26 protein-coding genes and 1 tRNA gene are annotated in these 24406 nt (G+C 63.2%); 17 read left to right on the plus strand and 10 right to left on the minus strand.

Annotated elements, in window-relative coordinates:
- Nucleotides 1–397: 397 nt before the first annotated feature.
- The 4 genes from leuA to G6N73_RS24095 all read left to right on the plus strand — a co-directional run bounded on the left by leuA (nucleotide 398) and on the right by G6N73_RS24095 (nucleotide 5453).
- Nucleotides 398–2098 carry a 2-isopropylmalate synthase gene (leuA, locus tag G6N73_RS24080; protein WP_246252516.1) on the plus strand — a complete coding sequence of 567 codons (1701 nt, stop codon included), beginning with the start codon at nucleotides 398–400 and terminating at the stop codon, nucleotides 2096–2098.
- A 136-nt stretch (nucleotides 2099–2234) separates the two neighbouring features.
- A complete protein-coding gene (locus G6N73_RS24085; protein ID WP_165032268.1) occupies nucleotides 2235–3974 on the plus strand; it encodes a tetratricopeptide repeat protein in 1740 nt (579 codons plus the stop codon).
- On the plus strand, nucleotides 3971–4720 hold the full coding sequence (locus G6N73_RS24090) for an alpha/beta fold hydrolase (protein WP_165032270.1): 750 nt from the start codon (nucleotides 3971–3973) through the stop codon (nucleotides 4718–4720). The genes G6N73_RS24085 and G6N73_RS24090 overlap by 4 nt, the downstream gene beginning before the upstream one ends.
- A 121-nt stretch (nucleotides 4721–4841) precedes the next feature.
- Nucleotides 4842–5453 (plus strand): hypothetical protein, encoded by a 612-nt coding sequence (locus G6N73_RS24095; RefSeq protein WP_165032272.1) that lies wholly within the window; start codon nucleotides 4842–4844, stop codon nucleotides 5451–5453.
- Nucleotides 5454–5469: 16 nt separating this feature from the next.
- On the opposite strand, the gene G6N73_RS24100 is transcribed toward G6N73_RS24095, so the two are convergent.
- Nucleotides 5470–6396 carry a metallophosphoesterase family protein gene (locus G6N73_RS24100; protein WP_165032274.1) on the minus strand — a complete coding sequence of 309 codons (927 nt, stop codon included), beginning with the start codon at nucleotides 6394–6396 and terminating at the stop codon, nucleotides 5470–5472.
- 53 nt (nucleotides 6397–6449) lie between these two features.
- Between G6N73_RS24100 and G6N73_RS24105 the strand changes: the two genes are divergently transcribed.
- Nucleotides 6450–6950 carry an NUDIX domain-containing protein gene (locus G6N73_RS24105; protein WP_165032276.1) on the plus strand — a complete coding sequence of 167 codons (501 nt, stop codon included), beginning with the start codon at nucleotides 6450–6452 and terminating at the stop codon, nucleotides 6948–6950.
- Here G6N73_RS24105 and G6N73_RS24110 read toward each other — a convergent pair whose 3' ends face one another.
- Complete coding sequence (locus G6N73_RS24110) at nucleotides 6951–7931, minus strand: glutathione S-transferase family protein (protein ID WP_165032278.1); 981 nt, start codon at nucleotides 7929–7931, stop codon at nucleotides 6951–6953.
- Nucleotides 7932–8201: 270 nt separating this feature from the next.
- On the opposite strand from G6N73_RS24110, the gene G6N73_RS24115 reads away from it, so the two are divergent.
- The 6 genes from G6N73_RS24115 (at nucleotide 8202) to G6N73_RS24140 (ending at nucleotide 13027) form a co-directional block, all read left to right on the plus strand.
- The gene (locus G6N73_RS24115) at nucleotides 8202–8726 is read left to right on the plus strand and encodes a GNAT family N-acetyltransferase (protein ID WP_165032280.1); all 525 of its coding nucleotides are present in this window, start codon (nucleotides 8202–8204) and stop codon (nucleotides 8724–8726) included.
- Between the two features lie 69 nt (nucleotides 8727–8795).
- Entirely contained in the window at nucleotides 8796–9557 is a 762-nt protein-coding gene (locus G6N73_RS24120; protein ID WP_165032282.1) for an SDR family NAD(P)-dependent oxidoreductase, read from the plus strand.
- 19 nt (nucleotides 9558–9576) lie between these two features.
- Nucleotides 9577–10749, plus strand: coding sequence for a CaiB/BaiF CoA transferase family protein (locus tag G6N73_RS24125; protein ID WP_165032284.1), 1173 nt, complete (start codon nucleotides 9577–9579; stop codon nucleotides 10747–10749).
- 36 nt (nucleotides 10750–10785) lie between these two features.
- Nucleotides 10786–11580 (plus strand): HugZ family pyridoxamine 5'-phosphate oxidase, encoded by a 795-nt coding sequence (locus tag G6N73_RS24130; protein WP_165032286.1) that lies wholly within the window; start codon nucleotides 10786–10788, stop codon nucleotides 11578–11580.
- 132 nt (nucleotides 11581–11712) lie between these two features.
- Nucleotides 11713–12057, plus strand: a complete 345-nt coding sequence (locus tag G6N73_RS24135) for an ArsR/SmtB family transcription factor (protein WP_165032288.1) — start codon at nucleotides 11713–11715, stop codon at nucleotides 12055–12057.
- 157 nt (nucleotides 12058–12214) lie between these two features.
- Nucleotides 12215–13027: a TrmH family RNA methyltransferase gene (locus G6N73_RS24140; protein ID WP_165032290.1), complete on the plus strand. Its 813-nt coding sequence runs from the start codon at nucleotides 12215–12217 to the stop codon at nucleotides 13025–13027.
- On the opposite strand, the gene G6N73_RS24145 is transcribed toward G6N73_RS24140, so the two are convergent.
- Both G6N73_RS24145 and G6N73_RS24150 read right to left on the minus strand, forming a co-directional pair.
- Nucleotides 13016–14116: a coiled-coil domain-containing protein gene (locus tag G6N73_RS24145; protein ID WP_165032292.1), complete on the minus strand. Its 1101-nt coding sequence runs from the start codon at nucleotides 14114–14116 to the stop codon at nucleotides 13016–13018. The genes G6N73_RS24140 and G6N73_RS24145 overlap by 12 nt on opposite strands.
- A gap of 114 nt (nucleotides 14117–14230) precedes the next feature.
- Complete coding sequence (locus tag G6N73_RS24150; RefSeq protein ID WP_165032294.1) at nucleotides 14231–14812, minus strand: DUF1134 domain-containing protein; 582 nt, start codon at nucleotides 14810–14812, stop codon at nucleotides 14231–14233.
- 335 nt (nucleotides 14813–15147) lie between these two features.
- Here G6N73_RS24150 and chpT point away from each other — a divergent pair, with 335 nt between their 5' ends.
- Nucleotides 15148–15777 carry a histidine phosphotransferase ChpT gene (gene chpT / locus G6N73_RS24155; protein WP_165032296.1) on the plus strand — a complete coding sequence of 210 codons (630 nt, stop codon included), beginning with the start codon at nucleotides 15148–15150 and terminating at the stop codon, nucleotides 15775–15777.
- A 185-nt stretch (nucleotides 15778–15962) separates the two neighbouring features.
- On the plus strand, nucleotides 15963–16331 hold the full coding sequence (locus G6N73_RS24160) for a response regulator (protein WP_165032298.1): 369 nt from the start codon (nucleotides 15963–15965) through the stop codon (nucleotides 16329–16331).
- An 87-nt stretch (nucleotides 16332–16418) separates the two neighbouring features.
- On the opposite strand, the gene ctrA is transcribed toward G6N73_RS24160, so the two are convergent.
- Nucleotides 16419–17114 carry a response regulator transcription factor CtrA gene (gene ctrA / locus G6N73_RS24165; RefSeq protein ID WP_008835512.1) on the minus strand — a complete coding sequence of 232 codons (696 nt, stop codon included), beginning with the start codon at nucleotides 17112–17114 and terminating at the stop codon, nucleotides 16419–16421.
- 450 nt (nucleotides 17115–17564) lie between these two features.
- On the opposite strand from ctrA, the gene G6N73_RS24170 reads away from it, so the two are divergent.
- Nucleotides 17565–17942 (plus strand): flagellar export protein FliJ, encoded by a 378-nt coding sequence (locus G6N73_RS24170; RefSeq protein ID WP_165032300.1) that lies wholly within the window; start codon nucleotides 17565–17567, stop codon nucleotides 17940–17942.
- Nucleotides 17943–18016: 74 nt separating this feature from the next.
- On the opposite strand, the gene G6N73_RS24175 is transcribed toward G6N73_RS24170, so the two are convergent.
- Nucleotides 18017–18808: an alpha/beta fold hydrolase gene (locus G6N73_RS24175; protein WP_165032302.1), complete on the minus strand. Its 792-nt coding sequence runs from the start codon at nucleotides 18806–18808 to the stop codon at nucleotides 18017–18019.
- Between the two features lie 200 nt (nucleotides 18809–19008).
- Nucleotides 19009–19284, minus strand: a complete 276-nt coding sequence (gene sciP / locus G6N73_RS24180) for a CtrA inhibitor SciP (protein ID WP_006203587.1) — start codon at nucleotides 19282–19284, stop codon at nucleotides 19009–19011.
- A 270-nt stretch (nucleotides 19285–19554) separates the two neighbouring features.
- Here sciP and mnmA point away from each other — a divergent pair, with 270 nt between their 5' ends.
- Nucleotides 19555–20745: a tRNA 2-thiouridine(34) synthase MnmA gene (gene mnmA / locus G6N73_RS24185; protein ID WP_165032304.1), complete on the plus strand. Its 1191-nt coding sequence runs from the start codon at nucleotides 19555–19557 to the stop codon at nucleotides 20743–20745.
- Between the two features lie 14 nt (nucleotides 20746–20759).
- Nucleotides 20760–21140: a YkvA family protein gene (locus tag G6N73_RS24190; RefSeq protein ID WP_165032306.1), complete on the plus strand. Its 381-nt coding sequence runs from the start codon at nucleotides 20760–20762 to the stop codon at nucleotides 21138–21140.
- Between the two features lie 2 nt (nucleotides 21141–21142).
- On the opposite strand, the gene G6N73_RS24195 is transcribed toward G6N73_RS24190, so the two are convergent.
- A complete protein-coding gene (locus G6N73_RS24195) occupies nucleotides 21143–22096 on the minus strand; it encodes a Gfo/Idh/MocA family protein (RefSeq protein ID WP_165032368.1) in 954 nt (317 codons plus the stop codon).
- Between the two features lie 215 nt (nucleotides 22097–22311).
- On the opposite strand from G6N73_RS24195, the gene G6N73_RS24200 reads away from it, so the two are divergent.
- Nucleotides 22312–22388: transfer RNA gene (locus G6N73_RS24200), tRNA-Met, on the plus strand.
- On the opposite strand, the gene G6N73_RS24205 is transcribed toward G6N73_RS24200, so the two are convergent.
- The gene (locus G6N73_RS24205) at nucleotides 22389–23954 is read right to left on the minus strand and encodes a recombinase family protein (protein WP_246252518.1); all 1566 of its coding nucleotides are present in this window, start codon (nucleotides 23952–23954) and stop codon (nucleotides 22389–22391) included.
- Between the two features lie 145 nt (nucleotides 23955–24099).
- Nucleotides 24100–24336 (minus strand): hypothetical protein, encoded by a 237-nt coding sequence (locus G6N73_RS24210; RefSeq protein ID WP_165032308.1) that lies wholly within the window; start codon nucleotides 24334–24336, stop codon nucleotides 24100–24102.
- Between the last annotated feature and the right edge of the window lie 70 nt (nucleotides 24337–24406).

Consider the following 24406-nt stretch of genomic DNA (forward strand, 5'->3'; position numbering starts at 1 on the left):
GACGAGCTTACACAAGCCATGCTGCATTGCAACAATCATGTTGCATCGCAACAAAACGCCACATATCGTGGACCGCTGTGTGAAGCCCTATCGGCGAAGCCTCCGTCACGAAGGCTCCGTCCCCCACTTGTCCCCTGTACGCCACTCTTGTATACGCTGATTCATGTCTTCGCGCTCGAACATTCGTTCCGTCCGCACCGCTTTCGCGGGCGAGACCGCGCGCACCCTCTCTTCTGCCCTGCTGCTTCTCGGCCTTATCGGCGATCGCCGGGCTCGCTGAAGGAGCGCCCGGCGGTCGATCTGCCGCTTGAGGCGCATGCTCCTTGCAACCATCCACGGAACAGTTGACTGAAGGCGCTGTCCTGGGCTTAGCAGCCGGAGCGCCGGGAGAATTGAGATGAATGTACGAGAAGAGATCCGCGCCATGAAGGGCATGCCCGACGCGGCACGCAAATACCAACCCTATCCGGCGATCGGCCTCGCCGACCGGACATGGCCGTCAAAGCGCATCGAAAAGGCGCCTATCTGGTGCTCGGTCGACCTGCGCGACGGCAACCAGGCGCTGATCGACCCGATGGGTCACGACCGCAAAGCGCGCATGTTCCAGCTGCTGCTCGATATGGGCTTCAGAGAAATCGAGATCGGCTTTCCTTCGGCCTCGCAGACCGATTTCGACTTCGCGCGCTGGGCGATCGAGGAAGGCGGCGTTGCCGATGACGTGTCGCTGCAAGTGCTGGTGCAGTGCCGGCCGGAACTCATCACGCGGACTTTCGAATCGCTCCAGGGCGCCACGAATCCGATCGTGCACTTCTACAATTCGACCAGCGAATTACAGCGCCGCGTCGTGTTCGAAAAGGACGTGCGCGGCATCAAACAGATCGCCACCGACGCCGCCAAGATGATCACGGACATGGCGGCCAAAGCCGGCGGCGGCTACCGATTCGAATATTCGCCCGAAAGCTTTACCGGCACCGAACTCGAAGTGGCGCTGGAAATCTGCAATGCCGTCGCCGAGATAGTCAGGCCGACGACGGACAACAAGCTCATCATCAATTTGCCGGCGACCGTCGAGATGGCGACGCCCAACATCTATGCCGACCAGATCGAATGGATGTGCCGCAATCTCGACAATCGCGAAAATCTGATCGTCTCGCTGCACCCGCACAATGACCGCGGCACAGGGATCGCCGCGACCGAGTTCGGCCTGATGGCGGGCGCCGACCGCGTAGAGGGCACGCTGTTTGGCAATGGCGAGCGCACCGGCAATGTCGACATCGTGACGCTGGCGCTCAACATGTACACGCAGGGCCTCGACCCGGAGTTGGACTGTTCCGACATCAACCGGATGAAGGACGTGTTCGAATATTCGAACCAGATGAAGATCCCCGAGCGCCATCCGTATGTCGGCGAACTCGTCTATACGGCGTTTTCCGGCTCGCATCAGGATGCGATCAACAAGGGCATGAAGGCCATCAAGAAGGCCAACACGCCGCTCTGGGAGGTGCCCTATCTGCCGATCGACCCGAAGGATGTCGGCCGCAGCTACGAGGCGATCATCCGCATCAACTCGCAATCGGGCAAGGGCGGCATCGCCTATGTGCTGCAGGCCGATTACGGGCTGAACCTGCCGCGCAATCTGCAGGTCGAGTTTTCCCGCGACATCCAGGAAATCACCGATGTCGAGGGCAAGGAGGTGCCGTCGCGGCGCATCTACGACCGCTTTCTCGAGCTTTACGTCGACCAGCCGAAAGCGCGGCTGAAATTTGTCGACCACCAGACGTTCCCCGATACCGAGCACAAGGGCCGGCGCGTGATCGAGGCGGTGATTCTCGACGGCGGCAAGGAAGTGACCATCACCGGCAGCGGCACGGGACCGATCGACGGCTTCGTCGACGCGCTTTCGCGGCATATCGGCCTCGAAATGTCGGTGCTCGACTATTCCGAGCACTCCATGCAGCGCGGGTCCAACGCGGCGGCGATCTCCTATGTCGAGGTCGAGCATCCGGGCGGTCGGCTGTTCGGCGCGGGCATCAACACCAACATCGTCGCAGCCTCGCTTGAGGCCGTGATTTCCGCCGCCAATCGGATCATAACTTGAACCGATTGTAATCGTAGCCCCGCCCGGACCTAATTCGGGCGGGGGAAACACTGCCGATCGGGCCATGCGCGCTTGTGCCAACTCGGCAGGCGGCGCTATGATCGGTCGTTCGTGCCGGTCTCGAAAGGTTCGACGCTTGCCACATAACACGCCTGCCGCCCCCGCAGTGCGCGAAACGCTGGAGCGCATCCTCACCAGCGAGACCTTCGGACGGTCGGAACGCGCTCGCAATCTCTTGCGCTATCTCGTCGAACAGGAACAGGCGGGCCATGCCGACCGGCTGAAAGGTTTCGCGATCGCGGTCGATGTGTTCGGCAAGGACGCCGACTTCGACCCGTCGACCGACGCGGTGGTGCGGGTGCAGGCAGGCCGGTTGCGGGAACTGCTGGCGCATTATTACTCCACGGAAGGAGCGGCCGAGCCTATACGAATCACGGTTCCCCGCGGCAGCTATGTCCCGGCCTATGAGGTAGACCCGGACCGGCACCCGGCGGCAATCCTCGAAACGCCCGTGGAAGAGCAGACGGAGCCGGCCCACGACATCGATCTGGCCCTGGCCGCTGAAGGCGCCTCGCCGCCATCGGGAGCGCAGATGATGCGGCAGCTCAAGCTCTTCTGGGGAGCCATGGCCGTCATCATCCTGATGCTCGGCTTCCTGGTCTACCGCATCAACGAACCGGCGCCCGGCGATCAGGTTTCGGCCGCGGCGGGCGTACCGGCCGAGACCAGCAGCATAGCCGGCCTGGCCGCCCTCGAAGCACTGCCGCCCGTCTATATTTCGCAAACCTCCGACGCCGAGGGACCGACGCGCGTCGCTTCCGTGCTGCGCACTGGCCTGTCCGGCTTCGACACGGTCGACTTCATCGGCCGCGACATTGCCGAGAGCGACCGGGGCAATCCGCTTCAATTCGTGTTCGTGGTCGGCGCGGGCCTTGCCGAAGGCGACGTGCTGGTGGAGTTGCAGCACAGCGCCAGCGGCAAGGTCCTCTTGTCCCGGGTGTTGCCGGCGGCCGATGTCGCCGCTGCCAAGCTCGATGACACCATCGCCGACATTCTGAGCTCGACCGTTCCGGCCTCGGGCACCATTTACGGACACATCGACCAGCTGGGCATCCAGACCGGGCTGACCGCCTGCCTGTTGCTCAATGACGACTACTACCTTGCCGAAACCGAAGAGAAGCACGCCGAAGCCTACCGCTGCTTCGAAAAGCTCGCCCGCGACAACGCCAAATCGCCGCTCATCTACGCCGAGATGGCCTCGCTGCACATGGAGGCGGTGCGCGACGGCTACCGCTACCCGCCCGCCGCGACGGCCGATCAGGCGCTGGCGCTCGGCTACCGCGCGGTGCAGATGGTCGCCACCAGCCCCTACGCCCACCGCTCCTACGGCTTCCTGAACCAGCGCATCGGCAACTCCGAAGAGGCGACGCGCTGGATGCGCAAGGCCTACGAACTCAACACCTACGACCTGTCGATGGCGGCCGCCTATGGCTACGCCTTGATCTTTTCGGGCAATTACCGCGAGGGCGCGCCGATCATGGAACGCGCGGTCGAGGCCTCGAGCGCGCATCCGAGCTGGTGGGATTACGGGCTGTTCCTGGCGCGGTTCATGCTGGACGACATGCCCAGATCGGAACGCGCCGCCGAAGCCCTGGTGACCGCCAAGCGCGGGCATTATATCGCCGTCCGCGCCATCGCCGCCGATTGTGCCGGAAAGCCGGAACTGGCCAAGCAACTCCTCGACGAACTTGTGGCCGAGTTTCCTGAATTCGCCAGCAACCCCCGCGCCTTCTTCGTCAACGGCAAATATCCGCCGGAGATGACGGACAAACTGCTCGAGGCGCTTCGCCATGCCGGCCTGGGCGGTCCGAGTTGAGGCTCTTTGCCCGCGAGGATGGCGACAGTGCCGCGCCGATCGTCTTTCTGCACGGCTTCGGCAGTTGCCACGGCCTGTGGCGACCCATAACCGGCGCGCTCTCGCCGGAACGCACCATCGCCTATGATCTGCCCGGCCACGGAGCCTCGCTCGGCTGGCCTGATGCCGGGCCGGCCAAGATCGCCGTGCGCGCCATTTCCGCTGATCTCGATGCGCGCGGCATCGAGAAATTCCATCTCGTCGGCCATTCCTTCGGCGGAGTGGTCGCGACGCTGCTGGCGTCGGCGAGGCCGCAAAACGTCGTCTCGCTGACGGTGCTAGCCCCCGGCGGCTATGGCCCGGAGATCAATGGCGCGCTCCTGCGCCGCTACGGCGCGGCGGTCGAGCCTGACGAAATCCGCGATTGCCTGGCGGCAATGTCGGGGCAGTCGAGCGCGGCGCCCGACCATGCGGTGAAAGTGCTGGCCGAGATGCGGCGGCAGCCGGGGCAGTCGGAAATGCTCGCCAGGATTGCCGCAGAGATCAGTCGCGACGACAGGCAGGGCGTGATCTCGCGCGAAACGCTTGCGGCGCTCGCAATGCCTGTCTCGGTAATGTGGGGAACGGCCGATCCGCTGCTGCCCTATAGCCAGACGGAAGGGCTGCCATCGCAATTTTCGCTCCATACCGCCGAGGGGTTCGGCCATATGCTGCCGGAAGAAGCGCCCGAGCGGGTGGTCGTTGTCATTCGCCGCACTGTCGGCTGACGCCGGGGCGCTGCAACTGGCCGAAACTCCGGGTTTGAAGGCGTTTGGCCCAACGCTGGCTGTTTTCGCGCTCCGTTTATGTTAACAGTTCCTTAAGAGCCCCTTGCGGTTGGAGCGGACCATGAGTGACGCAGGCGAAAACGTGACGCCCATCGAGCATGCGCGCAAGCTTTCCGATGCGATCCGCGACGTGAAGAACGCGGCCGCAGACCGGGATGACGTGGTGGTGGAAATGCGCGAGGCGAGCCGTATGCGGCTCGACCTGCTTGCCGCCGAACTGGCGCCGGTCTTTGCCGAAGTGCCCGCCGATGTCGAAATTTTCGATTTCGCAGTATCATCCGGCCTGCAGCCTCGCCTGTGGATCGACGCGACGAGCCATGTGACCATGGGCCGTGACCGCCGCACCTACCGCTTTTTGAAGGACACGCGTGTCGGCCGCGTGGTGCTCGCCGAATCGACCGATATGAAGCCGGTGGCCGATCAGGTGACCCGCTATGTGGCGGAGCGTCTCGTCGAGCGCCAACGCATGATGGACGGCAGCGCCGAGCCGGCTGTCGCCGGAGTGCTGAAGTCCTCCGTGGGCGAAGCTGCAGAGCCGCTGCGCACCAGGCGCAATGGCTGGTCGGCTTTCCTGACCGGGCTCGGGCTGGTGGTCGCCGGCGCACTGGTCGGCCTGGCCGTCTCGGTCGCCCTTTTGTGGGACCGTCTCGCGGCGATGGGGATCGGCTTCTAGAGCATCCTTCTAAGTCCTAAGTCCGCTCGACAATCCGTGCTTCGGGCGTCAGATCCACCGACATGATATCGGAGGGCGGCAGGGCCGTTCCCGTCAGGCCGCGCCGCGTCAGCCGGACGGACCAGGCGCCTGCCTCTCCCGATATGTCGAGGAGATTGTACTGGGCGGCCGGCTTGGAATCGCCCGGCGACTGGCCGGCGGCGGCGGCCCCGACAACCGGTACCGGCCCGCCGCGGCCGCCGATCCAGTAGAGCGTCGGCAGATGCGAATGGCCGTGCAGCACCAGTTCGGCGCCGTGCTTCTGCATGGCCGTCTGAAAGCAGCCTATGCCGAACAGCCTCTTGTGCTGGGGCACAGCGCCGCGCACCGGCGGATGGTGCAGCATCACTACCCGGAACAGGCCGCGTTTGGCCGCGTCGTCCAGCATCCGGCCGAGTCGGTGCGACTGGTCCTCGCGAAAGAAGCCGCTTGCCATGAACGGCGCCGTGGCGCGCGCGGTCGACACGCCGATGAGCGCCACCTGCCCCCGCACGCGCATATAGGGAAAGCCATGGCGATCGGTCGGCGGACTGGCGCCGTCGCCGGTCATCCAAGGGCCCCAGGCGCGGCAGGTCTTGTCGAAGGCGCCCGGCACATAGGCGTCGTGGTTGCCCGGCACCACCGACACGTCGCCGGGCTTTCCGAGCGTCTCCAGCCAGATCCGCGCCAGTTCGATCTCAGCGTCGAGCGCCAGATTGACCAGATCACCGGTGACGGCGAGGTGGTCGGGCTGCGACGCCTGCATGTCGGCCACGATCGCGCCCAGAACCCCCTCGGTCAGCACCCGGCGGCGGTTGCGGTGCCAGTTGACGTAGCCGACCATGCGCTTGGACGCGAGTTCGCGATAGGATACATCGGGAAGCGGCCCCAGATGAACGTCGGAAAGATGCGCAAGCCTGAACATTCAGCCCTTGTAGGATACCGAAGCCTGCCTTTCCACCCGTGGATGGCGGCCTGATGCCCAACATCGAAACAAACGATCCGTTCCGGCAAACTGGGTGGCCTGGACTGCGCGGGCGGCTGTTCCATTTCTACTTCCTGCTGCGCCGCCCAATGACGCTCGGCGTTCGCGGCCTGGTCCACGATGAAGCGTCGAATTCGGTATTCCTGATCCGCCATACCTATGTGCCCGGCTGGCAACTGCCAGGCGGCGGCGTGGAGCTGGGCGAGACCATGCTGGAGGCGCTGGAGCGCGAACTCGTCGAGGAAGGCAATGTCTCCTTGACCGCGCCGCCGGAGTTGCGGTCGCTGCACTTCAACCGGCAAGCGAGCCGGCGCGACCACGTCGCGCTCTATCTGATCCGGCAGTTCAGTTGGTCAGGGTCGAAACTGCCCGATCGTGAAATCGCCGAGGCCCGTTTCTTTCGGCTCGACGACCTGCCGGAAGCAACCACGCCGGCGACAAGGCGGCGCATCGCTGAGGTCTTCGGCGGCGAACCGGTCTCGCCGTTCTGGTGATCAGCCGAACCGAGCCCGATCATGCGGCGCGGAATAGTCAAGCTCCGGCCCGACCGGGATGATCCGCGTCGGATTGACGGTCTCGTGGCTGCGGTAATAATGCGATTTGATGTGCAGCATGTTGACTGTCGCCGCAACGCCCGGAACCTGGAACAGGTCGCGCAGGTAGTTGGACAGGTTCGGATAGTCGGCGATGCGGCGCAGATTGCATTTGAAATGGCCGACATAGACCGGATCGAAGCGCGCTAGCGTGGTGAACAGCCGCCAGTCCGCCTCGGTGATCCGGTCGCCGGCCAGATAGCGCTGCCGCGAAAGCCGGTCCTCCAGCGTGTCGAGCGCTGAAAACAGCTCGGCAAACGCCTCCTCGTAAGCCTTCTGCGTGGTCGCGAAGCCGGCGCGATAGACGCCGTTGTTGACCTGCGGGTAGACTAGCGCGTTGACCGCTTCGATCTCGCCTCGCAGCGCCTGCGGATAAAAATCGAGAGAGCCGTCGCCCCATTCGTCGAAGGTGGAATTGAGCATGCGGATGATCTCGGAAGATTCATTGTTGACGATCGTCTCGCCCTTCTTATCCCACAGGACCGGCACGGTCACCCGACCCGAATAGGCGGGGTCGGCCTTCGTGTAGATCTGGTGCAGGAAATCGAGACCATAAAGCGTGTCGCCGGTCGCGCCGTCCTCCTTTCGGAAGGTCCAGCCGTCCTTGCCCATGAAATGGTGGACGACCGAGACCGAGATGACGTCCTCGAGCTTCTTCAGGGCGCGGAAAATCAGTGTGCGGTGCGCCCAGGGACAGGCAAACGAGACGTAGAGGTGATAACGACCCGGCTCGGCCTTGAAGCCGCGGCTGCGGCCCGGCCCCGGCTCACCGTCGACGGTGATCCAGTCGCGCCATTGCGATTCCGTGCGCACGAATTTGCCGCCGCTTTCCCCGGTGTCGTACCAGCGGTCGCTCCATTTGCCGTCGACCAGCAATCCCATCGTCAGTCTCCTTGGCTGTTCCCTTCCGATGTAGTGTGCAATGCCGCGAAGCGGAAACCTTTCGGGGGTGAACGGATCGTCACTTCTGCGAGAGAATCGCGGATGGACGCGGCCCGAAAATGATGCTAGCCGGTCGTTCCGATGGCAAAATGCTTCACACATATCCGGTTCGACCGACGACGAATGGGCGCCCGCGCTTGAGAAAGCGCTGATTGCGACGGGCTGCCGCGCGCAGCCGACCCATTCCCTCCTCGACCGGATGTGAACGAAATGAGTTTTGCCGACACGATCTATATGCCGGAGCAGCCGGCGCACGATTCCCAAATCGAAATCATCAACGCCGAGGCCTTCGGGCCGGGACGCTTCACGCGCGCCGCCTACAAGATACGCGAAGGCGGGCCGCATGAGCGCAGCCTGTCTTTCGTGGCGATGCATGACGGCGCAGTCATAGCATCGGTTCGCATGACGCGGATCGCGGCGGGCGCAGGGCGCGCTTTGCTGCTCGGCCCGCTGGCGGTGCGCCCGGCCTACAAGAACATCGGCATCGGCCGCAAGCTCGTGGCGATGGGGCTGGAGGCGACGAAAAATTCGGGCGCAGGCGCGGTAGTACTCGTAGGCGACGAACCCTATTACGGGCCGCTCGGCTTCAAGAGGATCCCGCGCGGCCAGATCTCGATGCCGCGCCCTGTCGATCTCGATCGGCTGCTGGCGGTGGAATTCACGCCCGGCGCTGTTGCTGCGCTGACCGGCGAAGTCTCGCATGCCGACCGGGTAAGAGACCTTGAGAAAGCGTAGGCAGTTGCGCCGTAGTAGCCGCCTCCCTAGCATGCAAAAACACAGAAAATACAAATAGGGGAGCCGTTCATGAAACCGCAGGAACAAACCGCAATCGTCACGGGCGGCGGCTCGGGGTTGGGCGAGGCGACGGCTCGCGCGTTGGCTGCGGCAGGCGCGAAAGTCGCCGTGCTCGACATCGGCATGGAACGCGCGGCGATAGTCGCCCGCGAGATCGGCGGCGTCGCCATCCGCTGCGATGTGAGCAGCGCCGAGGGCGCCGAGGCGGCGATTGCGGAGGCGGCGCAGGCGCTCGGCGAACCGCGTATCCTGGTCAATTGCGCCGGTGTCGCCATCGGCGCCAAGACGCTGGGCAAGGACGGCCCGCACCCGCTCGACAGCTATCGCCGGGTGATCGAAGTCAACCTCATCGGCACCTTCAACATGACCCGCCTGGTTGCCGACCGCATGGCGAAGCAGGAGCCGCTGGAAGGCGGCGAGCGCGGCGTGATCGTCAACACCGCGTCGGTCGCGGCTTTCGATGGGCAGATCGGCCAAGCCGCCTATTCCTCGTCCAAAGGTGGCGTGGTCGCCATGACGCTGCCGGTGGCGCGCGATCTTGCCCGCTCCGGCATCCGCGTGATGACCATCGCACCCGGCATCTTCAAGACGCCGATGCTGATGGGCATGCCGCAGGAGGTGCAGGATTCGCTCGGCGCGTCCGTGCCCTTCCCGCCACGCCTCGGCGAGCCGTCCGAATATGCCGCGCTGGCGCTGCACATCGTCGAGAACCAGATGCTGAACGGCGAGGTGATCCGTCTCGACGGCGCGATCCGTATGGCGCCGAAGTAGAGGCTGGACAGCCGAAACCATGGGTGACGGCAGCAGCAGCGATGCAAAACCCGGCCCGCTCGCCGGGCTGACGATCGTCGAGATGGCGGGGCTGGGTCCGGCGCCGCTGGCCGCGCTGATGCTTTCGGAAATGGGCGCGCACGTCATCCGCATTGAGCGCATGGCGAGCGGCAAGGCATTTCTGGCGCTGCCGCCCGAACACGATCTCGACCGCCACGGCCGTTCCATCCTCAAGCTCGACCTGAAACGATCCGAGGGCATAGGGCTCGTCCTGCGGCTTCTCGAAAAGGCGGATGTGCTGATCGAGGGGTTCCGGCCGGGCGTGATGGAGCGGCTGGGCATCGGTCCGCAAGAGGCGCAGCGCCGCAATCCCAAGCTGATCTACGCCAGGATGACCGGGTTCGGACAGGAAGGCCCGCTCGCCGGCCGCGCCGGACACGATCTCACCTATCTTGCCTATAGCGGGGTGCTGCACGCCATCGGCCCTCGCGAGGGCAAGCCGGTGCCGCCTCTCAACCTTGTCGGCGACTATGGCGGCGGCACGATGTTCCTGATTGCCGGCATATTGGCGGCGCTGGTCGAGGCGTCGCGGTCCGGCAAGGGCCAGGTGGTCGACGCCGCGATGGTGGACGGCGCATCCATGCTGGCTGCGCCCTTCTTCGCCTTCATGGCCGCCGGCTTCTGGACCAACCGGCGCGGCTCCAATCTGCTCGATTCGGGCGCACCCTTCTACGACACCTACCGAACCTCCGACGGCAAGCATGTCGCGGTTGCCTGCCTGGAGCCGCAGTTCTTTGCCGAATTCGCCAAATTGCTGCCGCTGGAGCAGCGTTTTGCGGCCGCTCAGTACGACAGGTCGATGTGGGACGGCATGCGCGAGGCGATCACCCGGCGCATCGGCGAAAAGACCCGTGACGAATGGGCTGCCTTGTTCGAGAACACCGACGCCTGCGTGGCCCCGGTGCTTTCTTTCTGCGAAGCGCCGCAGCACCCGCACAACCTTGCGCGGGGCGTACATGTGAGGGCGGGAACGCTGGATCGCCCTGCCCCCGCGCCGCGTTTTTCGCGCACGCCCTCCGAGACCGCCGCGCCACCGTCCGACGAGGAGAACACGGCAGCGGTGCTGGAGCGCCTGGGAATTTCGCCTGATGACATCGAGGCCCTTGCCAAGGCGGGTATTGTCGGAGGATAACTGGACAAAGCTCATCAACATTGATGAAGGCCGGCATTGGAAAAGACCAAGGATGTCATCAGGCCGACGGATGCGGATGCGATCCGGCTGGCCAGGACGCTGATCCGGTCGGCACGCTACGGCGCCATCGCCGTGCTGGATCCGGAGACCGGCGCGCCGCTGGCGAGCCGCGTCGGCGTCGCGACAGACATTGACGGCTCGCCGCTCATCCTGGTTTCGATGCTGTCGGCCCATACCCGCGCCATCATCGCCGATCCGCGCTGTTCGCTGCTGCTCGGCGAGCCTGGCAAGGGCGATCCTCTCGCGCACCCACGCATCACGTTGGTTTGCCGCGCAGGGCGCCTCGAACGCGACACGCCGCAGCAGGCGCGCGCCGAGCGGCGCTACCTCAACCGCAACCCGAAGGCGCAGCTCTATGTCGGGCTCGGCGACTTCTCGCTGTTCCGGCTCGAAATCGAATGCGGCAGCCTGAATGGCGGCTTCGGCAAGGCCTACAATCTGACGGCCGCGGATCTGCTGACCGACAGCCCGGCGCTCGACGCGCTCGCTGAGAGCGAGCAGTCGGCGCTCGACCACATGAATGCCGACCATCTCGACGCCATCAGCGTCTATGCCCGGCATTTCGCCAACGCATCCGGCGAGGGATGGCGGGTCACCGGTTTCGACGCCGACGGCGTGGACATCGCCTCCGGCGACGAGGTCCGGCGGATATTCTTCCCGCAACCGCTTTCGGATGCGGGCGAACTCAGGAAAATCCTGGTGGAAATGGCCAAGGCGGGAAGGGCCGCGCTGGGAGTTGGAGTTAGAGAGGAGACGTCCGTGCCACCTTGAGATTTGCGTCGAATGCTTCTAGGTTGAATCAGTAATGGCCGGATGATTCAGAGCGCGCTGCGCACGTCCGGCTTGGCTTTCCGACGTTATTGCCCCCATGGCGTCTGAAATGAGCAAAGATTGTGGGGCATCATGATTTCGAAACAGCTTATCGCGAACGCCGAGCAAGCCGCGGCACTGCTGACGCTGCTCGGCAATGAGAAGCGGCTGGTGATCGTGAGCCATCTGCTCGAAGGCGAGATGTCGGTCGGCGCGATCGCCCAAAAGGTTTCTCTCAGCCAATCGGCCCTTTCGCAGCACCTGGCGAAGCTGCGCAGCGTCCATCTGGTCGAGACGCGCCGCGACCGCCAGATGATCTACTACTCCTGCCGCTCCGACGCAGTGCGTCAGCTCCTGGGCACGCTGGACGGGATTTTCAGCTTCAAGGCCAACGGCAAGCACTCGGAGCGCCTGGAGCACCAGTTGGCGGAGACTTGACGCCGGCCGCGCATCGGCCCGAAAATAGGATTCGATTTTCGGAAAGCACGATGCGCGGATTCAAAGACTTGCAGAGTCCTTTGCGCGTCCCAACGGACGCGCGGCGCTGTGGGCCGACGCCGATTATCCGCCGGATGATCGCGCGCGAACATTTGGTATGAACCCTGTCCACATCGCCGACCCGCAAGATCCGCGGGTCGCGCCCTATCTCGACATAAGGGAACGCGATCTTGCCGGAAGACAGGGCCGGTTCGTGGCCGAAGGCAAGGTCGTGCTGAACGTGCTGTTCTCGGCCCGGCGCTTTGCGGCCGAATCCGTTCTGGTGCTTGAAAGCCGCCTTCCCGGTCTTGCAGCCACCCTGGCGCTGGCCCCCGCCAACATGCCGGTCTATGTGGCGTCCGGCCCGGTGATGGACGCGATCGCGGGCTTCCACATCCATCGCGGTGTACTGGCCATCGGCCGCAAGCGGGCGCCGCAAGCGCCGGAGGAACTGCTTGACGAACTGCCCGAGCGGGCGCTGGTCGTCGTGCTGGTAGGCATCGCCAATCACGACAATGTCGGCGCGATATTCCGCAACGCGGCGGCGTTCGGGGCCGCTGCAGTGATCCTCGATGCGAGCTCCTGCGATCCGCTCTACCGCAAGGCGATCCGGGTTTCGGTCGGCGCCGTGCTCAAAATCCCCTTCGCGGTAGCGGACGATGCCGATGGCCTCGCCGACGCGATGGCGCGGCGCGGCTTCGAACTCTACGGCCTCTCGCCACGAGGCAAAGCCGACCTGCGCGATGTCGAACGGCGCGGGCGAGCGGCGCTATGGTTCGGAGCCGAAGGCGAGGGCCTGCCGGAAAAGCTGCTTGCCCGCCTGAACACGGTGCGCATCGCAATGGCCGGCGGGTTCGACAGCCTGAACGTCGCCGCGGCTTCGGCGATCGCCCTGCACCAACTGGCAGAACTGGAGAAATCAGCCGGCTGACGCCGCTTTCTGCACGGCGCGCACGCGGTCGGCAAGGCTGGTCTTCTTGGCGCCGGCGCCCTGGCCGCTATCGGGCGTCGGCGACGACAGCGCCTTCGCGATCGGCGAGCCCTGCCCTTCGAGAACGCTGGTCAGATGCACCATCTGCGCCGCCAGCTCGCCTATCCGCTCACGCAGCATTTCGTCATCGCCACCTTTGGCGGTTGCCGTCGCCTTGAGATCAGCCTTCAGCTTGCGGTTTTCGCGCGTCAGCGCCGTCAGGCGGCTTTCAAGCCGCTCGCGGCCGGCGGGCTTTTCGATCTTTTCGTTTTCCGCGGCGGTGGCGCGCGCCAGTTCCTCGCGCAGGCGCGCCAGTTCCTTTCCGCTGTGCTCCAGCTTTTCCTCGCGCTCGGCGAGTGTCGAAAGCATGCCGGCGATCTTCCTTTCGAGGCCGTCGACCTTCCGCGCCTCGGTCCTCAGCGCGTCGCGCAGCGTGGCGGCCTCGCGTTCCCTTTCCTGGTATCGCTTCTCCGCCTGCTCCGCCTTGCTCCTCAACTGGACGACTTCATTGCCGAGCTGCTCGTGTTCCGATTCCCGCGCCACCAGCTCGATCTGGCGGCTGCTCGAAGAGAAGCTGGCGTCGTCATACATGCGGCCTAGCTTTTCGATCTCCGCCGTCCGTTGCTTCAGCACATTGTCGGTTTCGGCGAGCCTGGCCGACAGCCGCTGCATGTCGTTGCTTTGCTGCCGCAATTCGGTGCGCAGCGCTTCGCCGGCTGTTTCGAGCGCCGTTATCTCGCGGTTCTTTTCGGTGATCACGGCGTTGAGCGCCTTGATCTCCTCGCGACCCCGGCCGATCTCGATGACTTGTGCCGCATTCTTCTCGCGAAGCGCCTGCGCGCTCATCTCGAGCCGCCGCGCCGACATGGCGAATTCCGCCCGCATCCGGTCCTTGTCGGCCTGGATCTCGTCGAGCGTCATCGGCATGGAGGCCTCGACGCGCTTGCGGGTCAGGTTGACGGCGCGCCGCCAGAACGCCGGCGCGGCCAGAAGCGCGAGAAAGCCGGCGGTGAGAAAGCCGAGTGCAAAGAACAGGATGGACTGGATCACGTCGGGTCACGAACTCTGGTTGGAGCGGCTTGCCGGCGCGCAAAACGCCGCCTCCGCGCTGCAACCAATATGCCGGAATGCCCGCCGGCGGCAACCGGCGCTCCGACCCGAGCGCTAGAACGGATTCCAGGTCGGCCTTTCCGTCAGCTTCAGGTAACCGACATTGATGCCGAGCCGCGCGCCGACGCCGGTTCGCACCGGAACAAGCAGCATGTTGCCGTTCTTCAAGACGTTGAAGCCGACGCCCGCGACGACATAGGCCGAGCCGGCCACGCCCGCGAAGCGGTTATAGAGGTTCGGAACATCGTCGAGATTGTAGACCAGGATCATGTTGCGCGACCCTTGGCCGCCGAAATCCCAGCCCAGCGAGGGGCCCTGCCAGAACACCTTATGGTCGCCGGCATTCTTGGTGTAGAGCGTGCCTTCGCCATAGGTCAGGCCGCCGACCAGTGCGCCGGAACCCTCCTCGCCCAGTATGTAGCCGTTGGGCAGGCCATAGGACGAGAATATCTTCTCGATAACGGTCGCAAGGCCGCCGGACGTCGCACCGAAGAAGCGGTGGCCGGAATCGACGATTTCCTGCGCGGAATATTCCTGCGCACGCAACTGGCCCGTCGAAACAGTCAGGATGCCTGTCAGTGCCAACAACAGCGCGGCAAGCCGGAGAACGCTCCGGTCGTAAAGTCGGGAAAACATGCTTGCAAATCTCCGTCCGGGAGCGTTTTCGCCGACGCCTCGGCGCGCTGCAACTCTTTGGCGGTCGCTTGCCACGCCATTTACCAAAACTATGCCGTAAATCTTTTCCAAGCATTAAGCCTTCATACGAAGATGGCGCTTCGGTGGCTTAACGACCCTTTTCGAAGGGCGGTTTTCGCCCTATGGAGCAACCGTTTAACGATGAACATTTCCTGATTTGTTGATGCGCGCGACAGCGCTGTGTAACGAGGAGGCGGGGTGGGACGGCCTGATTCGCCACCCGGTGCGACAGAATTCGCTCGTGCCTCCATTTTAATTGCCGCAGGGATACATTGATGGCCGAGCTTTTCACGCTTTCAGCAGCCGATCTGGCAGCACTTCTGTGCAGCCGCGTGTGCCACGACATCATTTCGCCGGTCGGCGCGATCAACAACGGACTGGAGCTGCTGGATGAGGGCGGCGCCGATGCCGACGCCATGCAGCTGATCCGCACCAGCGCCCGCAACGCCTCGGCGCGCCTGCAATTTGCCCGCATCGCCTTCGGCGCCGCCGGTTCCGCCGGCATGGTCATCGACACCGGTGATGCGGAAGCCGTCGCCACCGCTTTCCTGCGCAACGAAAAGCCCGAGCTCACATGGTCCGGCCGCCGCGCGCTCCTGCCCAAGAACAAGGTCAAGCTGCTGTTAAACCTGATCCTGGTGGCGCTGGCGGCCATTCCGCGCGGCGGAAAGATCGGCGTGACGCTGGACGATGTCGAGACGGAGCCGAAATTCCAGATTTCGGCCTCGGGGCCGATGCTGCGCGTGCCGCCGAAATTCCTCGAACTGCATTCCGGGCAAAAGCCGGAGGAACCGATCGACGCGCATTCGGTGCAGCCTTACTATACGCTGCTTCTGGCGCGCGAATCAGGCATGGAGATTTCGATCCACGCCACGGCCGAAGAGATCGTCTTCACGGCCGCCTGATCAGCGCTCGCCGCCGTTTCGTCACGACGCGGCTTTACCCTAAGTTTACCTAACCTTTTGTCCGGTTCTTTACCGGGTTGGGATATCGTCCGACGGTCAAAACCGCTGCCTGGCCTGGTCGCGGGTAGGTTTGCTGGCCGAAGAGTCCGCGACTTTTCGGGATCATGCTCAAAGGGGACCGTGTCATGAAACGCTGCATGTTCGTCGACGATTCCAGCGTGATCCGCAAGGTCGCCAAGCGCATATTGGGCGGTCCGGAGATGGTGGTGATCGAAGCGGCGACCGGCCTCGACGCCATCGAAATGTGCGCGGCCGACATGCCCGACATCATCGTGGTCGATGGCTCCCTGCCCGATATGCCGACTTCCGAAGTGATCAGCCGCATTCGCGCCATCGAAAGCCCGGTCAAGCCGCAGATTGCGGTTTGCCTGATCGAGATCGACGTCGGCGCCATCATGCGCGCCAAACGCGCCGGCGCTCAGGGCTACATACTTAAGCCGTTCACCCGGCCGCAGTTGCTGGAGCGCTTTCGCAGTCTCCAGGCAGCCGCCTGAGAAAGCGAATAGCGAGTAGTAAGTAGCGAATAGAAAAACGGCGAGCAAAGGTTCACCCTCTACTCGCTATTCACTATTCCCTGGTAATCAGGCGCTTTCGCGGATCTCTTCCGGCTCGCGCAGCACATAGCCGCGGCCCCAGACCGTCTCGATGTAGTTCTGCCCGCCGGAGGCCGCGTCGAGCTTCTTGCGCAGCTTGCAGATGAAAACGTCGATAATCTTCAGTTCCGGCTCGTCCATCCCGCCGTAAAGGTGGTTGAGGAACATTTCCTTGGTCAGCGTTGTGCCCTTGCGCAGCGAGAGCAGCTCCAGCATCTGGTATTCCTTGCCGGTCAGATGCACGCGCTGGCCGCCGACTTCCACGGTCTTGGCGTCGAGATTGACCACCAGGTCGCCGGTTGTGATGACGGACTGCGCATGGCCCTTGGAGCGGCGCACGATGGCGTGGATGCGGGCGACGAGCTCGTCCTTGTGGAACGGCTTGGTCATGTAGTCGTCGGCGCCGAAGCCGAGGCCGCGAACCTTGTCCTCGATGCCGGCCATGCCAGAGAGAATCAGGATCGGCGTCTTTACCTTGGACAGGCGAAGCGTTCTCAAGACTTCGTAGCCCGACATATCAGGCAAATTAAGATCAAGGAGAATGATATCGTAGTCATAAAGCTTACCGAGATCGACGCCTTCTTCACCGAGATCGGTGGTATAGACGTTGAAGCTCTCCGATTTCAGCATCAGCTCGATGCTCTGTGCGGTTGCACTGTCATCTTCTATCAGCAGAACGCGCATTTCATTCCCCTTTTCTGCCGCCGGACCATTTGGCACTCCATCCGGTGCCGGAGCAGCGATTGCTGTGAGCTGAGGCTGCCACCGAATGGTTAACAAAATCTAATTCCGCCCGCAAAGCGATACCAGATTTTTTAACGATCGGATACATTCTCTTGAATCTTATGACGAATCCCAACGACCAGCCCTTAACGCATCACGTGAACAAACAGCTTCAAGTGATTCATGCGATTCACCCTCGCCGGCAATTCAGCTTTGCACCCGGATTTTTACCGGGCCTTAAGTCCTGACCCGTATGATTAACAATGCCCGTAAACGAATGGTTACCGGCGCCGAAAAATCTTAGGAATTCGTTTCCTATGGTGGCGCAGGCTGGCCAGGCCGTTTGCGGCAGGGTCTTTTTTGTGGGTAGGGCTGCTTGTTCAGAGTTTTGCGTCTCCGGGAGTACAGGTCATGAAGTCACGTGAAAACCTCGTTCGGCTGAAACAGTTTCAGGTGAACGAGAAGCGCCGGCAGTTGCTTCAACTCGACATGATGATCGCCGAATTCGAGCGCATGGCCGGCGAACTGGATTTCCAGATCAACGCCGAGGAAAAGAAGGCCGGCATCACCGACATCAACCATTTTGCATACCCAACCTTCGCCAAAGCCGCCCGCTTGCGCAGGGACAATCTGATAAACTCACAGGCTGACCTCGCCCAGCAGCGAAGCGTCGCCGAATCATTACTCGCCGAAGCTGAAGCGGAGCTTTCCAAGGCGGAGATGCTGGAATCGCGTGACGGCAAAATGCGCGAGATCGACAGCGACAGCCGCAGCGCCATGATCGGCTGAGAAGGGCGCCTGCGGGAGCCGACGCTCGCGAGGCCCCGCCGGACAGTCCCGGCCGCGATCGCCCCAATCTATTATCAGCCCTGGGCCGCCGTCATGAACGCATCCAGCCGCCGGTTGAAGGGCTCGCCTGTTCGTTGAACGCTGTGCCCGGCACCCGCGATCACGGCGCGGTCGGCTCCCAGTTCCCGCTCAAGCACGTCGCAGACGGCATCGAAGGCGGCGCTGTGCCCGCCGGAAACAACCAGCTTCGGAAAGGGCGCATCGGCGAGTTGCCGGAGCGGGATGTCGGCCTCCCACGGTCCGCGCTCGACAACCAGCATCGCCGCACCCCGCGCCAGCGGCGGCGGAAGCGGGTCTGGCAATCGTGCCGCGGAACCGACGAGTTCGACAAACCGGCGCAGGAATGCCGGAGGGTCGTTAAGCGGCCCATTCCGCCAGTGGTCCTTCAGGCGCGCCACGAGTTCATCGGCCGCGGTCGAACCGGACGCGACGCCAAACGCCGGCGGCTCGATCACTGTCAGCGAACGGACGGCCTCGGGGCGAAGAGCGGCGGCAAGCAGGGCGATGACGCTCCCATAGGAATGCCCGACCACATGAACGCGATCCGCGCCCCAGGGCTGTCCCAGCCGGTCGAGAATCCTGGCGATCAGCCTGGCGTCGGCGGCGAAGTCTTCGCGCTCGGGCGTCGAACCCGCCCCATAACCCGGTCGATCGATGATGATCAGCTTCCATCTGTCGGCGAGCGGCCGCTGCGCCGGCCAGGTCAACTCGCCGTTCGTGACGCTGCCATGGATGAACAGAACCGGCGGCCCATCGCCATACACTTCGTACTGAAGATCGACGCCATCGACTTCGAGTGTCGGCATCCTAATCTCCCACCAACGGCGGATGCAGTCACCGACAAGCATAGCCTCCGCGGCGAGCGACGACTACTCCGCGCGGACCACCTGTTACGGCATTGCGTCGCTTGTCCAGGCGGCCGGGATCGAACGAAGACAAAGTGAGGGCGTGAGAGGCGGCGGGGAAGGAACGCCAGCGTTGGGCGGCGTGCTTTACGTTCAGCCACTCAGTGCCGGTATTGCTGGATGCGCGTGGTGCGCAGGCCGGCAAGGCCGTATTCGTCGATCGAGGCCTGCCAGGAGAGGAATTCTTCGGTCGTGAGCTTGTAGCGCTGGCAGGCTTCCTCGAGGCTGAGCAGGCCGCCCCGGACTGCGGCGACCACTTCCGCCTTGCGGCGGATGACCCAGCGGCGGGTGTTCGTCGGAGGAAGATCGGCGATGGTAAGCGGGCTGCCGTCTGGCCCAATCACATATTTGACACGCGGTCTAACCAGATCGGTCATAGTACTCTCTACAAAAACTCAAAGACCCAATCCCGGCAAGAATAGCCCAACAGCTTTAAAATTTGCCTAAACGCCTGGTAAGCGTTGGGTAATGATGGTGAATCCTTCGTTAGCGGCCGCTGTGGTCGGCATCTGACCCGCGCCTCCGGAAAAGCCTTTTGTTTGCAACGGCTTGTGATCCGGCCCGAAAAGTGGCGCTTTGCGCTTGCTTGACCTATATTGGCTTCGTTGGCATGAAGCGCCCAAATTTGGAACATGGAACGCCTTTCGATGAACAGCCTGGATCTGCCGGGACGGCCTGAAGACACACGCATCGTCGTGGCGATGTCGGGCGGCGTCGATTCCTCAGTCGTGGCCGGAATCCTGAAGCGCGAGGGCTATGATGTCGTCGGCGTAACCCTGCAGCTTTACGACCATGGCGCAGCGACCCACCGCGCCGGCTCCTGCTGCGCCGGTCAGGACATTGACGACGCCCGCCGTGTATCGGAGACGCTGGGCATTCCGCATTACGTGCTGAATTACGAGGAGCGCTTCCGCAAGTCGGTGATCGAGCCCTTCGCGGAGAGCTATGTTTCGGGCGAAACGCCGATCCCCTGTGTCTCGTGCAACCAGACGGTGAAGTTCGCCGATCTCTTGGAGACCGCGCGTGAACTCGGCGCCGACGCACTTGCGACCGGCCACTACATCCGCAGCAAGGCTAACGGCGCGCACCGGGCGCTCTACCGCCCGGTCGACGCCGACCGCGACCAGAGCTACTTCCTGTTCGCGACCACGCAGGAGCAGATCGATTACCTGCGCTTTCCGCTCGGCGGCCTGTCAAAGCCGGAGGTGCGCGCTATCGCCGAGGAACTCGGCCTGAGCGTCGCCGCCAAGCAGGACAGCCAGGACATCTGCTTCGTGCCGCAGGGCAAATATTCCGACATCATCGCCAAGCTCAAGCCGACGGCGGCGACGCCCGGCGACATCGTCCACATAGACGGCCGCGTGCTCGGCCGCCATGACGGAATTCTGCGCTATACGGTCGGCCAGCGCCGCGGCCTCGGCGTCGCCTCGGGCGAGCCGCTCTACGTGGTGCATCTCGACGCCGAACGGGCGCGGGTGATCGTCGGGCCGCGCGAGGCGCTGGAGACCCACAAGATCTACCTTCGTAACGTGAACTGGCTGGGCGACATGGCGCTCGACGCCATTCCGTCGGAAGGGCTGGAACTTTTCGCCAAAGTGCGCTCGACGCGCCCGCCGCGCCCGGCGATGCTGCATCATCACGGTGGCGCAAGCTGGGTGGAGCTTGCGGACGGCGAGTCCGGCATAGCGCCGGGCCAGGCCTGCGTGCTCTATACCGACGACGGCAATGACGCGCGCGTTCTGGGCGGCGGCTTCATCGAACGCTCCGAGCGCGCCGCGGAAGCCGAGGCGATGTTGACCCGACTTGCAGCAAAGCCGGCGCGCATCGCCGCGGAATAGAAGCGGGCGGGCCGATGCTTGCCGCCCTCAAAAGCTGGGCGAAAAGCATCACGGACGATGCGATCGCCCTATTCCTCGCCGCGCGCGACCCGCGCACGCCCTGGTATGCGAAAGCCATAGCCACGCTGGTGGCCGCCTACGCTTTGAGCCCCATCGACCTCATTCCCGATTTCATCCCGGTTCTCGGCTACATCGACGATCTGCTGATCGTACCGGCCGGCATATGGATCGCGGCCAGGCTGGTGCCCGCCGAACTGATGGATGAATTCCGCGCGACGGCGGCCAAGCTGGAAACGCAGCCGAACAGCCGGGCGGGCGCACTGCTCGTGGTCGCCGTCTGGCTCGCCGCGGCCGGCTTGCTGACCTGGTGGTTCTGGCCCCGCAGCGCCAACTGAGATCAATCGTGGATGACGGTGCCCGCCGTCAGGATGCGCAGCACCGAGATCGCCTCCTCGCCGCTGGTGCGGGGCGCCGCGCGTGTCGCGATGCAGTGCAGGAAATGCTCCAGCTCGCGCGTCAGCGGCATGCCTTGCTTTACATGCACATAGGCCGGCTCGTTGGCGGTGAACGCCCACTGTCCGCTGTCCTGCCAGACGGCATGGCGATAGACCGCGAGCTTGCGCTCCCACGGCTCGACATCGTCGAACACCGCCATCGCCTTGGTGCCGACGACGGTCAGCCGGCGCTCGCGATAGGGATTGAGCCGCGAGGTGAACAGATGGCTTCTCAGGCCATTGGGAAAGCGCATGTGCAGATGCGCGAAATCCGAGAGGTGGTCGAGCAGCGCCGCCCCCTCGCCTCGCACCTCGATCGGCGCCGTCCCGGTGATCGCCAGGATCATCGACAGATCGTGCGGCGCGAGGTCCCACAGCGCATCGTTTTCGGTGTGGAACTTGCCAAGGCCGAGGCGATGCGAGTGGATGTATTTCACATCGCCGAGCTCGCCCTTGTCGATCAGCTCCTTCATCTTCTCGAAAGCCGGATGGAAGCGCAGCACATGCCCGGTCATGAAGATGCGGCCATGCTTTTCGGCGGCCAGCACCGAGCGCTCGGCGTCCGCCACGGTCAGCGCGATCGGCTTTTCGACCAGCACGTCCTTGCCGTTCTCGACCACGCGGATGGCTGTATCGGCGTGGTATTGCGGCGGCAGCGCCACGATGATCGCGTCGACGTCGCGGCGCGCGAAAAGATCGTCCGGCTCGATCGCCAGGCAATCCTGCTCGCTCGCAAAGCCTTCCGCGCGGGCGCGGTTGGCGTCCGAAACGGCATGGAGGGCGCCAAGCGCCTTGAGGGTGCGGATATGGTTCGAGCCCCAATATCCGCAACCAAGGACTGCAATCCGCGGTGTCATCAATTCCATTAGCTCAAGAAATGCGTCGCGCGGAGACATAACGGCGCGACGGTCCGAACTCAAGCCCGGCCTCCGACACGATTGATTGCAGGCAAAGGCCCGTTTGCGAGCATGAATTGTCGCGACCGGCGCCGCGCTCCGTGCTTGACAGGCCGACCCCAGCGCCACTATATCCCGGCCGACCTTGGCGAACATCCTTTGGACCTTCGCCCCGTGGCGGGATAGCTCAGTTGGTTAGAGCACGGGAATCATAATCCTGGGGTCGGTGGTTCGAGTCCACTTCCCGCTACCATCAATACAGCCGACACCTCGGCGTCAAGCAGGCTAGAGAGAGGTGTCCGCGTATTCGCACCTCGTATTCATCGCCGGCTTTTCGTGGACTTATCACGACGCTTTCAACAAGTTCTCGGAAGGTGCTGGTGATTGCCAGATTTGGCAAAGCGTATTTTTCGACAAGGACAGTGGCGAGTTCTTCCAGGTTCAGTCGAAATCGATCGACAGCCTGAGGCCGGAACTCGATGACGTTGGTATCACTGCCGGCAAGCTCCACGGCCGCTCGCCACCGATCTCTCTGCGCCCGTAGCTGGGAGATCTCGGTAGACACCTCTGCTTCGGATATCAGACCTTTTCCAGCCATAGAAACGAGGCGCTGAATCCGTGCCTCCGCATCCGTGAGCTTAGCCTGCGCCTGCGCCTGCGCCCGGTCTCGCCTGGCATCAGCCTCGATTCTCCTTCGCTCCTCGCGGTAGGCCGAAACATAGTCAGCAATCAATGCAGGGCTCGCCAGCTGATGTCGCAGCGAGTCCACGACAAGGCGCTCGACCTTCTCGACATAGTAACGGGCGCCATTGGAGCAAGAACGACTCTCACGATATGTAGAGCATTGAAGGCGAGGTCCGCTCCGATCTCTGCCAACTGTCGTCATGCCCCCACCACAAGCCCCGCATTTCAACAACCCTGATAGGGGCCGTGACGATCGGGGGAGATGGACGCCATGCGTACCCCCTCGTTCAGCTTTGCGAAGTTGAACAGCGTCGAAGAGTTCCTGATCGACAATTCGAAGGTCAGGCATTTCCGCGATGTGCCACTCAGATTCGGGATTGACCCGCGACACGCGCTTTCCGGTAGACGGATCTTTCATCATCCGAACGCGGTTCCAGACGTTGCGTCCTGCATAGATCGGATTGCGCAGAATTCCGTGGCCGCGCTTGCCACTGCCGTTAATCGTCGATGCGTTCCAGCGCTTGCCCCGAGGAGCAGGAATGGCTTCCGCGTTCAAGCTTGCCGCAATATTCCGTGGCGAGACTCCCGCTGCGTAAACGGCGAAGATGCGCCGCACAATCGCGGCCTCCTCATCGACAATCTCCAAAACACCTGGCCTGCCAAGAACTGGGCGATATCCGTAAGCCTTTCCACCAGCGTGGCGGCCGTCATTGACGACGCCCATAAGGCCACGTCGAACTTTTCTGGCTCCCTCTTCGCGCTGCATTTGCCCGACCAGGCCATGTACACCGACCTGCAGCGTATCTAGCTTGCCGCCGTTGACGCAGTTGATCTCAATCGAGCGAAATTCGAGATTTTTATGAATGCCGGCGAGGTCCGCCATGTCGCGGCTTATTCGATCGGCCGCCTCTGCAATCAACACATCGAAGGCACCGGATTCAGCAGCTGCGATTAGGCGTGCCAAACCGGCGCGCCCGAAAACAGAGGCACCTGAACGCGCCCTGTCGTGGTACGTCGAGACGACCGTATATCCAATGCGCGCCGCGTATGCAGCGCACAACGAAATTTGATCCTCAACTGAGCGGTCGTTTTGTAGGTCGGTTGAGAACCGAGCGTAAATCGCTGCTCGTTTCATTGTATGGGTGGATCGTTGTCGTTAGCTGAGACTAACTTTGCGGCGTCTATCCGCGCCTGGCGAACAGCTAGCGCACGCACGAAATCCCGGAGTGCTAAGGTTGCGGGATTTAGATCCAGCGCATTGGCGCGTGCAACGGCAGTGGTCATTCTGCAGTCCGTTGCATCAAGCGCGGGAGGTCTATGCCCTTTTTCAGAAGGAGATTCACTTTGGTCAGTTCATCCTTGGGCAGATGCTTGAGAAGAATCCCGGCCAGAACGTCAGCGCGGTCGTAAGTTGGCTGGAAGCCTTTTTTGATAAGCGTGCCAGCTTTGCGTAATCGCGCTTGCGCTGCCCGAGCCGCATCGTTCATGCGGTAAGGCGTCTTTTCATCGTTTGTCACAAGTTGGGCCTCCCCTTTTTGTAACGCCGTTCGCGATTCTATTTTGTATTTTGCACGATATAGGCGTTTT

The organism is Allomesorhizobium camelthorni (assembly GCF_011045125.1).
In the GTDB taxonomy this organism is placed as follows: domain Bacteria; phylum Pseudomonadota; class Alphaproteobacteria; order Rhizobiales; family Rhizobiaceae; genus Allomesorhizobium; species Allomesorhizobium camelthorni.